This window comes from Pseudoalteromonas ostreae, assembly GCF_018069805.1.
Taxonomy (GTDB): Bacteria; Pseudomonadota; Gammaproteobacteria; order Enterobacterales; family Alteromonadaceae; genus Pseudoalteromonas; species Pseudoalteromonas ostreae.
Genome location: NZ_JAGPYN010000002.1, coordinates 39,192 through 51,576, shown reverse-complemented (window position 1 = coordinate 51,576; position 12,385 = coordinate 39,192). Strand labels below are relative to the sequence as shown.

The window sequence follows — 12,385 nt, the reverse complement described above, 5'->3', positions numbered from 1 at the left end:
TATTTAAAACTCAGTCAGGATTTAGGCTAAATCTTCAATGTCACCCAAACCAGCCGTGAGCTCTTCTAGCATTAGCTTAATTTCTTCAGAAGCGAGAATAAAGTCAGCATCAAGTTTGACTAACATGTCTTCTTTAGGGATGTCGGCATTTTCTTCTTTTAATGTTTCAGAGTAGCTTAAGCGCTTAATAGAGCCATCATTTTGCAGCATGAACTTCAGGCGCTCTTGCCAATCTAGTGCAAGTTTCGTTACGCGTTTACCGCTTTCAAGGTGCGATTTAACTTCATCACAGGCTAAATCATGGCCTTTAAGCTTAACTTGAGCTCCGCTATCATCTGCTTCTTCAAGCTCTGCGTCAGAGCCTATAGCAAAGCCTTCAGGTGTACTGAAGTTAGTTAACCAGTCTGTTAAAAACACATCTAAGTCATAGTTTGCAAATGCAGGAACTACCGGCAATGTACCCAATGATTTGCGAAGTAGTGCCAGTAACTCTTCTGCTTTATTAAAACTACCACTGTTAACGACTACCCAGCCATTTTCTTGGTCAATGAAGGCAAACTGTAAACTCGACTTTTTAAAGGCTTGCGGTAATAAGCTATGGAGGATATTTTCTTTGAGCTCGTCTTTTTCTTTTTTCTTAACAGGGCGATTTTCTTCGGCTTCGATAAGTTCTATTTTTTCAGCAACCATATCGTTGATAACGGATGCAGGAAGTACTTTTTCTTCACGTTTAGCACAAACCAAAATACTCTTTTGAGAGAAATGAGAAAAGGTATCACCATGTTTACCAAAGGCTTTGCTCCAGCCAAATGTACTTAAATCTTGACTACCGCAAGGGCGAAATAAATCTTGCTCTAAGGCTTTCTCAAAATCTTCTTGGGTGTACGACACGTCTTGCTTAAAGCGGTAACAAATAAGGTTACTAAACCACATAGGGAGATTGATCCATTCGGTAAATTTGCCCAATCATAACAATAAAAAGCTGATGCGCAAATGACTGATTGGCCAAACGATTAGCAATTAAGCAAGTGTTTGGCAAACAGTATCGCGCGCTAGCTATTAAATATAGACAAAGGTTTTGGCATGTCTTTAGGGAAACTAATATGATAGTGCAAGCCGTTCCCTGGTGAGCTTGTTGCATCGATTTCGCCGCTTAAGGTTTGCTTGACCAAATTGAAAGTGATATGGGTACCCAGACCACTGCCGCCTTGATCGCGTTTAGTGGTAAAAAATGGGTCAAACAGTTTTTCAAGTTGCTGTTCGGTAACGCCATTACCATTATCTTTAAAGTCGATAATCACTTGGTCATCTTCATCTTTAATCGCAATGTCTATAATTCCATTGCTGACACCATCGAACCCGTGGATCAATGAATTCATAATCAAGTTGGTAAATACTTGACTGATAGCACCGGCAGGTAGATTTAAGGTTAAGTCTACTGGACAATCTAAATTAATATGATGACTGGTATTTTTTATCTTTGGGTGTAATGAGCGAATGATTTCACCAAGGTATTCTTTTAAGTTGATAGTGCGCACCGCTTCACTAGCTTGATCAACCGCAATTTGTTTAAAGCTGGCAACTAGCTCTGAGGCACGGTCTAGGTTAGTAGTTAATAAGCTGGTACTTTGTTTGGCATCATTGATAAACTCTTCAAGTGCTTTAGGCGAGAGTGTTTTTTCTTTGTAAGCGTTTTCAATTTGTATTAAACGCTCTTGCAAAAAGGAGGTGGCAGTAACCCCAATACCGACTGGGGTATTGATATCGTGGGTAATACCGGCAACTAAACCACCCAAAGCGGCCATTTTTTCTGAGCTGACCAAACGTTCTTGCGCCATATTGAGCTCGTCAACATAGCGTTGCATTTCGGTTTGTTTAGTCAGTAGTTCTTGTTCAGTATGGCGACGCAAATCCACTTCTTCGGTGAGCGTTAGTTTTTGTTTTTCCAACTCGTATTTTTGTTGCTGCAAGTCCATCATGGCTTGACTTAAATTTGATGTTTTACGTGCCACTTCTTGCTCAAGTTGCAAGTTTTGCTGATCGAGTTTTTCGTTACTGATTATTAATGCTCTTTGGGTTTGTTCAAGTTCTTCACGGTATTGCACAACTTTATTTATTAGCTTATTAAATGACTCCTCCATTACTTTTAATTCGTTGTGCTCAGTTGTTTCAATTTCGATATGTTGACCTTCGAGGTCATCTAATTGAAGCTCTTCAATTTGCTCTGTTAGTTGTGCTAGAGGTTCAGTGAGTAGTTTTCTAAATGCCATTAAGAATAAGATGATTAAAAATGTAGTTTTGATCATCGCATTACCAATTAAAAAATAAATGGAGATCATAATGCGACTAAATACCACTTCTCGGCTCGAAAATAGCGTGACATCACCTACTTGGGTGGCGCGGCCAGAAAATTCAAAGATCAATGGAAAGGTATAACCGAATAAGCCAGATGGAGTATCTTCGATAATGGCTTCTTCTTGTACTAATTGTTGGCTGTATAGCTCGCGAATATCGAGAGAGCGACCTAGTTGTGAGATAATTTCGCCGCTATCATCACGTACAATGATGCCTTCAATCATTGGAATTGCTAATAAGCCTTCTGCTGTGGTGATGGTTTGTTTGGTGTTTAGCTCCCAAATAGCACGGGTTAAACTACGGCTAAATGTTTTTTGTAAAGTCGTCAGTTCGTCACGTATATAATCTTTCGTGTTTACATATTCTGCAATAACTTGCCCGCACGTGACTACAAAAGTTAATAAAAAGTAGACGGATAACACGCTGGTAAGTAGCTTTTTTGATAGGCTTTTTTGTAGCATAGGTGGCCTATAGCTCCTTTATTTTTTTCATAAAGCTTAATTAATACCCTAGCAACGAGTACACTCAGTACTAAAGTTAGCTAATAAATGTTTAAAAATAAATAAAATAATCTTATTTACTAGTACAAATATTATTAATTTTTCTTTTTTAGCAAAAACTTAAGCTTATCGCTGTTAATGTTTTGTGCTGGTTATCTCGGCCGATACTCAACTTGAAATGAAACAAGGTGTCGCTAAGTTAGGATCTATAGCCTTCGTTGATAATCTGATAGATAAAACGAGATTAAATGAAATGCTGCATAAATTTGGCATTCATTAGATTTCTTTATAATCAAAAGGCATAATTTATCTTTTTATTTGGGGTTGACAGAATAGCCCTGTTTAAGGCAGTCTAAGGGCCATGAAAACAAATAATCACGTATTGACCATTATTATTACAACCACCATTCTTACTGGATAGTGGCATAGGTCGGTGCAACAAATTTAAAGGCCTGTGTTCACAACGAACACAGGCCTTTTTTCGTTTTATGGGATGAGGAAACATAAAAAATGCGAGTATTAAAATTTGGTGGGTCGTCACTTGCTGACTTTGCCTGCTTACAACAGGTAGCGCAGTTAGTTAAAGCACAATTAAAAGACGAAATGTTATTGGTGCTATCAGCCCCTGGCGGCATGACTGATTCATTGGTTACACTGGCAAGTGCTGCTGAACAAGGACTTGATTATGATACACAGTGGCACGCATTAATTGAGCGCTGTCAAAGCTTAAAAGCAGCCGTTGAAGCTGAATATGGTAGTGTTCAAAACTGGCCTGATTTAAACGAACTGCAAAATAAGCTAGCGGGTGTCAAACTCATCCAATGTTGTCCAGATCAAGTGCGTGCTTATGTTATTAGTTTTGGTGAGCGCATCAGTGTATCACTGATGCAGTGTTTATTAAGCTCACATAACGCCCACTACCTCGAAGCAACTGATTGCATTGCATCAACTAATGGTCATATTGATGCCGAAGCTGATCTAGTGATGAGTAAAATTCGTTTTCAAACGGCTTTAAAAGCTAATCCTGCGACTATTTATATTATGCCTGGCTTTACAGCTAGCAACGAGCAAGGCCAGCTAACTACACTGGGACGTAATGGCTCAGATTATTCAGCCGCAATTGCCGCAGCGTGTTTAGAAGCGCAAGTATGTCAAATTTGGACTGACGTTGATGGTGTTTACAGTGCTGATCCGCGTTATATCAAAAAAGCCACTAAGGTTGATTTTTTATCATATAAAGAAGCAATGGAGCTTTCTTACTTTGGCGCTAAAGTTCTCCATCCTAAAACAATTCTACCGTGCGCTAAAGCTGGCGTGCCGTGTGAAATTAAAAATACCCATAATCCGGATGCACAAGGATCACTGATCAGTAATGATAATGTGTCATCGGAGCCGGTAAAAGCGTTATCTAGTTTACAAAATCTTGCGATGCTAACGGTTTCAGGGCCAGGTATGAAAGGCAAAGTAGGCATGGCATCAAAAGTTTTTAATGCTCTTGCTCACGATAATGTTTCGATTGTACTGATCACTCAATCGTCATGTGAATTTAGTATCAGCTTCTGTGTCCATGAATCAGATTTGCCATTGGCTCTTGAGGCATTGCAAACTGCGTTTGAACTTGAGTCACAGGCGGGACTAATTGAACCTGTGCAAGTGCAGCGTAATTTAGCAATCGTTACTTTAGTGGGTGATAATATGCGCGCTCATAAAGGCTTAGCTGCTAAATTTTTCGCATCACTCGCTCAAGCACAAGTTAACATTGTTGCTATTGCTCAGGATTCAACTGAAAGTGCAATTTCAGCAGTGATTGACGGCGAGCTGTGTAATGATGCTGTAAAAGTGTGTCACGAAAACTTCTTCACTCATATCCCATCAATTGATGTATTTTTATTAGGCTGTGGTTTAGTTGGCCAAGAACTTATTAAGCAGTTAGAGCGTCAGCAAGCATGGCTTGAAAAACGTAATATCAAACTAAACTTGTATGGTGTTGCTAATTCACGTCAATTGCATCTTGATAGAGAAGGAATTGCGTTTGACGATTGGCAGCAAAAGTTGGCTGCATCAGAGCAACCGTTTGACCTCAAACAGGTTGAACAATTTGTTAGGCAAAATCATTTAATCAATCCAGTACTGGTTGATTGTACGTCTTCAGATGCTTTAGCGGCTCAGTATGTAGGCTTTTTGAATGCTGGTTTCCACGTTGTGGCTGCAAATAAAAAAGCCAATACAAGTTCATATGCTTATTACCAAGATTTAATTACAGCAACGCAAAAAAATAACCGTAAGTTTTTATACGAAACAAATGTCGGTGCAGGCCTTCCGGTTATCGATAACTTACAGTCACTGTTTGGTGCTGGTGATGAGTTAATTGAATTTAGCGGAATTTTATCCGGTTCATTGTCATATATGTTTGGCGCATTGCAAGATGGTTTATCACTGTCTGAGGCAACCATTAAAGCAAAAGAGAGTGGTTTTACTGAGCCAGATCCACGTGATGATTTATCGGGCACTGATGTCGCGCGTAAGTTATTAATTATTGCCCGAGAAGCCGGTATGAAATTAGAGTTGAGCGATATCGAAGTTGAATCAGTGCTTCCTTCGGGTTTTGCCCAAGGTGATAACGTTGACGAATTTATGGCTAAATTGCCAAGTTTAGATGCCGCCTTTAACGACCGCATTCAAAGCGCGGCTAGCGAAGGGAAAGTGTTGCGTTATGTGGGGACGATTAAAGCTGGTCACTGTAAAGTTGGCATTGAAGCGGTAGATGCAACACATGCGCTGTCAGTTATTCGTGATGGTGAAAATGCTTTAGCAATATTGAGTGCATACTATCAACCACGTCCATTTGTTATTCGTGGTTATGGTGCGGGCTCAGCAGTGACTGCGGCCGGTGTGTTTGCTGACATCTTAAAAACGTTATCGCGCTAGGAGAGTATAATGATTGAAGTATATGCTCCAGCCTCGATAGGTAATTTTGCTGTTGGTTTTGATGCGTTAGGTGCTGCGCTTGCCCCTATTGATGGCACGTTATTAGGTGATGTCGTTACGGTAACTGCTAGTAAGAGCGACGAGTTTATATGCTCAGGCGATTACGCTCATAAACTTCCCAGCGATGCCAGTGAAAATTTAGCGTATCAGTGTTTAGTGCATTTTCGTGAACATGTTGCACCCACAATGGCGAGCGTTAAACTGGAATTAAAAAAGAACTTACCAATTGGCTCTGGTCTTGGTTCAAGTGCTTGCTCTGTGGTAGCAGCCTTTGCTGCGCTAAATCTGTTTGCAGGTACAGAGCTGAGCCAAATGCAGTTAATCGAGCTAATGGCTGACTTTGAAGCAATTGCTAGTGGAGGTCGCCATTATGACAATATCACTCCCTGTTACTTGGGGGGATTACAGCTTACTGGTGATTTAATTCCAAATAAATCAATTGCCTTACCGGTTGATGAAAGTTGGTACTATGTGGCGGCGTTTCCTGGTTTCTCACTGAATACCGCTAAAGCGCGTTCAGTATTACCAAAACAGCTAAGTATGCATGCGAGCGTTGAGTTTGCGCAGCGTTTATCAGCGTTTAGTGCCCTATTGTTAACTAACCGATTTGATGAAGCACTCGCTATTATGAGTGATGAAATAGCGGAGCCGCATCGCGCATCACTGATTAATGGCTTTAGTGAAGCTAAAGCGACGTTGCCAGAGTTTGGTGCTGAGATTGTCAGTATCTCAGGTGCTGGCCCTACATTATTTACCGTGTGCAAAACACTTACTGCGGCGCAGCAATGCGCACAATGGCTTGAACAAAACTATATTAATGAGCAAGGCTTCTGCCACATTTGTAAACTCGATAACGCCGGCACGCGTCAGCTATAAGAATTTAAGGAACTAATAATGCAACTACATAATTTAAAAGATGATTCTCAAAAAGTGTCGTTTGTTGAAGCGGTTAAAACAGGTTTAGGACGTAATCAAGGTGTATTTTTCCCTGAATCACTCGTGCCTTTAGCTGATGTTGATAGTTTACTCGATATGGACTTTGTTACTCGCAGCAGTAAGATTTTATCGCATCTGATTGGTGATGAATTACCTGCTGATACGGTTACGCAAATGGTGCAAAATGCCTTTAACTTCCCCGTTAAATTGGTTGAAGTTGAAAAGAATATTTATTGTTTAGAGTTGTTTCATGGTCCAACGCTTGCGTTTAAAGACTTTGGCGGCCGCTTTATGGCTGAGTGCTTAGCACAATTTAGCCAAGGTGAAAAAACCACAATACTCACCGCAACCTCAGGGGACACTGGCGCAGCTGTTGCACATGCATTTTATAACAAGTCGAATATTGATGTGGTTATCCTGTATCCAAAAGGTAAAATCTCATTAGCACAGCAAAAATTGTTTACTACTTTGGGTGATAATATCCATTGCTACGCTGTAGATGGTAGCTTTGATGATTGCCAAGCGATGGTTAAAAGTGCCTTTCTAGATGATGAAGTTAAATCTCGCTTAGGTTTAAACTCAGCTAACTCTATTAATATCAGTCGCCTTGTTGCACAAGTCTGTTATTACTTTGAAGCAATAGCACAATTACCAAAAGAGCAGCGGGCCACTGCGCATATATCAGTTCCCAGTGGTAATTTTGGTAATGTATGTGCGGCAATGATCGGTGCAGTAATTGGTTTACCTGTGGGCAAATTGAGCGCTACAACTAATCAAAATGACACTGTACCGCGCTTTATCCTTGATAAAAACTGGGCGCCTAATGCCACAATAGAGTCTTTGTCTAATGCCATGGATGTGAGTAAACCTAATAATTGGCCTCGTGTGCAAACCATGCTTGATAACAAATGGTTTAGTTATGATGATTTTTATTCAACTAGTGTTGATGAAAATGATACCCAAGCAGTGATGAAAAAAATTCATCAAACAGGCTATGTCACTGAACCACATACTGCGATTGCATATCAGGGCCTAAAATCTGACTTAGTAACTGATTCTGCGGGTATTTTTCTGGCAACAGCGCATCCGGCTAAGTTTAAAGAAAGTGTTGAAGAGATTTTAAATATTGAACTTGAAATGCCAAAACCATTAGCTGATGCATTAGCTAAACCATGCTTAGCCGAGGATATCGCAGATGATTACGATATCCTGCGTGAAATATTATTAGCTAAACTAGGTTAGTTTTTACCCGCTGAGTCAAACTAAAAATCAACGGCATATGTGAAAACAATGCCGTTTTTTCTTGTTTAAAATTGTATTTAATAGCAGTAACGTAAAATTAAACGATTGAACGTGAACGACGGTTTAGTACCCGCAAACAAAAAATTAAAATGGCTATAAGACAGATCATAACCCCTGCAAGCATAACTAATTCATTCGCCATCCAATGGGTTAAGAGTAATCCGCACATAAATAGAATAAATGGTTTAAGTTCATAATAATAAAAGTATTTATTAACTTTTATGCGATTTACTTTATGATCCTTACGCCGTGAATTGGAGCGTAATTGCCACATGTTGGCACCATTGAAGAATAAAAAAATACCAATGGTTGTTGGTAAAACCGTGTTGGAGAGTAAAACGCAAAGTCCGCCAATAACGACATAAAAATAAGGAATTGATTCGTAGATAGGTATAACTAGCATAATAAATTATATGATCATCCATGATTACATTGGAATCATAATAGTGTAAACAAGCGTGAATGCAATAACTTGAAGTATAAATAATGCAAATGTTATTTACTTTTATTCATTAATATTTATTATGCTTCAATAAAAAAATATCATTACAAAAACACTGTGAATTAAATTCAATCCCTGTTTAAATATGTTCATCTTTACACCATAGGCAAATTGACGTTTTCAGCGTATAATTCAGCCTTCAAAAATACCCATACACGTTGCCCTAGGAGCCCCCATGTTAGAACGTAGCATGAATATTTCGGATTTCGATCCAGAGTTATTTGAAGCAATCACTAAAGAGACTGCTCGCCAAGAAGAACACATCGAGCTTATCGCATCTGAGAACTACTGTAGCCCACGCGTACTAGAAGCGCAGGGTTCACAGCTAACAAACAAATATGCTGAAGGTTATCCGGGCAAACGTTACTACGGTGGTTGTGAGCACGTTGACGTGGTTGAACAACTAGCGATTGACCGTGCCAATGAATTGTTTGGTTCAGATTATGCAAACGTTCAGCCTCACGCAGGTTCACAAGCAAATGCTGCTGTGTTCTTAGCTTTATTAGATGCTGGCGATACAGTGTTAGGTATGAGCTTAGCTCATGGTGGTCACTTAACGCATGGTTCACATGTAAGCTTCTCTGGTAAGCTTTATAACGCAATCCAATACGGACTTGACGAAGCGACTGGCGAAATTGATTACGCACAAGTTGAAACGCTTGCACTTGAGCACAAACCAAAAATGATCATCGGTGGTTTCTCTGCATACTCAGGTATTGTTGATTGGGCTAAACTCCGTGAAATCGCTGACAAAGTAGGCGCTTACCTGTTTATTGATATGGCTCACGTTGCAGGTCTTATTGCTGCTGGCATCTACCCAAGCCCAGTACCTCATGCGCACGTTGTTACTACAACGACTCATAAAACATTAGCAGGCCCTCGTGGCGGTTTGATTATTTCTGCTTGTGGCGACGAAGCTATCTATAAAAAGCTTAACAGCGCAGTATTCCCAGGTGGCCAAGGTGGTCCTTTATGCCACATTATTGCTGCCAAAGCAGTGGCATTTAAAGAAGCATTGCAACCTGAGTTTAAAGTATACCAAACACAAGTTGTGAAAAATGCCCAAGCTATGGTTGCAGTAATGCAAGAGCGCGGCTATAAAATCGTTTCTGATAAAACAGAAAATCACTTGTTCTTACTTGATCTAATTGATAAAGACATCACTGGTAAAGACGCAGATGCGGCTTTAGGTAATGCTAATATCACGGTAAATAAAAACTCAGTACCAAATGACCCTCGCTCACCGTTTGTAACGTCTGGTTTACGTATTGGTTCACCGGCAATTACTCGTCGTGGTTTTAAAGAAGCAGAGTCTAAAGAGCTTGCTGGTTGGATCTGTGACGTACTAGACAACATCAACGATGAGTCAGTACAAGCACAAGTAAAAGAGAAAGTTAAAGCAATCTGTAAAAAATTACCTGTTTACGCTTAATTGAGTTACAAACAGTAATTTAGATCACAATAGCTTAGTTTTTTGCTATTATAAAGGCCGCCTAAAAGCGGCCTTTTTTGTTTTTAACGGAAGCTGATACCTATGCATTGTCCATTTTGCACCGCAAAAGATACCAAAGTGATTGACTCGCGTTTAGTGGGAGGTGGCCACCAGGTAAGGCGACGCCGTGAATGCAATGAATGTCATGAACGCTTTACTACCTTTGAAGGCGCAGAACTTGTAATGCCTCGGGTGATCAAACAAGACGGTAGCCGTGAACCTTTCAATGAAGATAAACTCCTTAATGGTCTGCACCGCGCATTAGAAAAACGCCCTGTCAGTACCGAGCAAGTTGATGAAGTGGTTAATATTATTAAATCGCAATTACGTGCCACTGGCGAGCGTGAGATTTCCAGTCACCTGATTGGCGAGTGTATTATGGAAGCGCTGAAAAACCTCGATAAAGTCGCTTACGTCAGATTTGCATCGGTATACCGTTCATTCGAAGATATTCGCGAATTTGGTGAAGAAATTGCCCGTTTAGGAGAGTGATATGAACCAATATCAGTTTAGCGAACAAGACTTCTCTTATATGACCCGAGCGATTGAGCTTGCCAAACAAGGACGCTTTACTACCACCCCAAACCCAAATGTTGGCTGTGTATTAGTAAAAAATGACGTGATTGTGGGCGAGGGGTTTCATCAAATAGCTGGCCAAGGCCATGCCGAAGTGAATGCATTAGCGATGGCGGGCAGTCAAGCCTTTGGCGCAACTGCTTATGTCACGCTTGAACCTTGTAGCCATTTTGGTCGTACACCGCCGTGTGCCGAAGGTTTAAAAGCTGCTGGCGTGGTAAAAGTAATTGCTGCTATGGTTGATCCAAACCCGCAGGTGGGCGGAAAAGGTTTAGCTATTTTAGCGGACGCGGGCATTGAGGTTGCGTCAGGTTTGTTAGAACAACAAGCAAGGCTGTTAAACCGTGGCTTTTTAAAGCGCATGGAGCAAGGTATGCCATTTATTACCTGCAAAATGGCCGCAAGCCTTGATGGTAAAACGGCACTTAAAAACGGTCAAAGTAAGTGGATAACTGGCCCTAAGGCTCGCCAAGATGTGCAACTACAGCGCGCACAAAGCTGCGCTATTTTAAGCGGCGCGGACACAGTATTAGTTGATAATGCAAAACTCAATGTTCGTGTTGATGAGCTACCAGAGCCGTTACCAACACAATTACCTGTACGCCAACCTGTACGTATTATTATTGATTCACAAAATCGTTTAACACCTGAGCTAGCATTATTTAGCATTACCAGTGAAGTAATTATTCTTACCACTGAACTTGATAAATCACAGCAATGGCCTCATTACGTAAGCCATATTGTTGTACCAGAAAAAAATAATAAAGTTGATTTAGTGGCTGCCATGAAACTATTAGCGCAGCAACAGTTTAATCATATTTGGTTAGAGGCGGGGGCAACCTTAGCGGGCCAAATGACTGAATGTAATTTAATTGATGAATATATTGTTTATCTGGCGCCGAAGTTGTTAGGGAATGACGGCAAATGCTTACTAAACTTTACAGAGCTGACAAGTATGCAGGACGTTGTTAATTTATCAATTAATGAGTGTGTGTGTATCGGTGACGATATTCGTATCACGGCGACACCACGCAAAGCCTCATCTAAACCAAATAATTAAAGAGTAACCACTATGTTTACTGGGATCATCGAAGCGACGGGCACTATTAGCGAGTTACATCAAAAGCAAGGCGATTTAGCTATCCGCATTAAAAGTAATAACCTTGATATGGCCGATGTAAATTTAGGCGATAGCATTGCAACTAACGGGGTTTGCTTAACGGTTGTGGCCAAGCACAGTGATGGCTTTAGCGCTGATTTATCAAATGAGACGATCAGTTTAACGGGATTTGCTCACTATAAACAAGGGCAAACAGTAAACCTTGAAAAAGCCATGCAGCCAGTATCTCGTTTAGGTGGTCACTTAGTTTCAGGGCATGTCGATGGCATCGCTACTATTACCGCAATTACGCCTAATGCGCGTGCCGTTGAGTACTGGTTAAGCACCGATGCACAACTTATGAAATATATTCCTTATAAAGGCTCGGTATGCATTGATGGTATTAGCCTAACAGTAAATGCAGTAGCAGATAATAAATTTAAACTGACAATTGTGCCGCACACTAGTGAGCAAACAACTATTGCTGATTTTAAAGTAGGCACGCAAGTGAACTTAGAAGTAGATCAAATCGCGCGTTATTTAGAGCGTTTGATCAAAGGGACAGAGCAGCCAGCTAGTTCAGATATTTCGATGAGTTTACTCGCCCAAGCCGGTTTTATTAAATAAACGCACTC

Annotated in this window: 9 protein-coding genes and 1 pseudogene; 8 read left to right on the top strand and 2 right to left on the bottom strand. The window is 40.5% G+C overall.

Annotated elements, in window-relative coordinates; all coding sequences use genetic code 11:
* Positions 1–21: 21 nt before the first annotated feature.
* Positions 22–933, bottom strand: coding sequence for a recombination-associated protein RdgC (gene rdgC, locus J7338_RS01450; protein ID WP_210794957.1), 912 nt, complete (start codon positions 931–933; stop codon positions 22–24).
* A 119-nt stretch (positions 934–1,052) separates the two neighbouring features.
* Positions 1,053–2,816, bottom strand: coding sequence for a sensor histidine kinase (locus J7338_RS01445; RefSeq protein WP_210794955.1), 1,764 nt, complete (start codon positions 2,814–2,816; stop codon positions 1,053–1,055).
* A gap of 178 nt (positions 2,817–2,994) precedes the next feature.
* Between J7338_RS01445 and J7338_RS20710 the strand changes: the two are divergent.
* The 8 genes and pseudogenes from J7338_RS20710 to J7338_RS01410 all read left to right on the top strand — a co-directional run.
* Positions 2,995–3,135: pseudogene (locus J7338_RS20710) on the top strand (response regulator); the annotation flags it as partial.
* 230 nt (positions 3,136–3,365) lie between these two features.
* Positions 3,366–5,783 carry a bifunctional aspartate kinase/homoserine dehydrogenase I gene (thrA, locus tag J7338_RS01440; RefSeq protein ID WP_210794952.1) on the top strand — a complete coding sequence of 806 codons (2,418 nt, stop codon included), beginning with the start codon at positions 3,366–3,368 and terminating at the stop codon, positions 5,781–5,783.
* Positions 5,784–5,792: 9 nt separating this feature from the next.
* Positions 5,793–6,719 (top strand): homoserine kinase, encoded by a 927-nt coding sequence (gene thrB / locus J7338_RS01435; RefSeq protein ID WP_210794950.1) that lies wholly within the window; start codon positions 5,793–5,795, stop codon positions 6,717–6,719.
* A gap of 18 nt (positions 6,720–6,737) precedes the next feature.
* Positions 6,738–8,021: a threonine synthase gene (gene thrC / locus J7338_RS01430; RefSeq protein ID WP_210794947.1), complete on the top strand. Its 1,284-nt coding sequence runs from the start codon at positions 6,738–6,740 to the stop codon at positions 8,019–8,021.
* 737 nt (positions 8,022–8,758) lie between these two features.
* Positions 8,759–10,015 (top strand): serine hydroxymethyltransferase, encoded by a 1,257-nt coding sequence (glyA, locus tag J7338_RS01425; RefSeq protein ID WP_210794944.1) that lies wholly within the window; start codon positions 8,759–8,761, stop codon positions 10,013–10,015.
* A gap of 102 nt (positions 10,016–10,117) precedes the next feature.
* Positions 10,118–10,567, top strand: a complete 450-nt coding sequence (nrdR, locus tag J7338_RS01420; RefSeq protein WP_210794942.1) for a transcriptional regulator NrdR — start codon at positions 10,118–10,120, stop codon at positions 10,565–10,567.
* A 1-nt stretch (position 10,568) separates the two neighbouring features.
* On the top strand, positions 10,569–11,711 hold the full coding sequence (gene ribD, locus J7338_RS01415; RefSeq protein WP_210794939.1) for a bifunctional diaminohydroxyphosphoribosylaminopyrimidine deaminase/5-amino-6-(5-phosphoribosylamino)uracil reductase RibD: 1,143 nt from the start codon (positions 10,569–10,571) through the stop codon (positions 11,709–11,711).
* A gap of 12 nt (positions 11,712–11,723) precedes the next feature.
* Entirely contained in the window at positions 11,724–12,377 is a 654-nt protein-coding gene (locus tag J7338_RS01410) for a riboflavin synthase (RefSeq protein ID WP_210794936.1), read from the top strand.
* Positions 12,378–12,385: the final 8 nt, after the last annotated feature.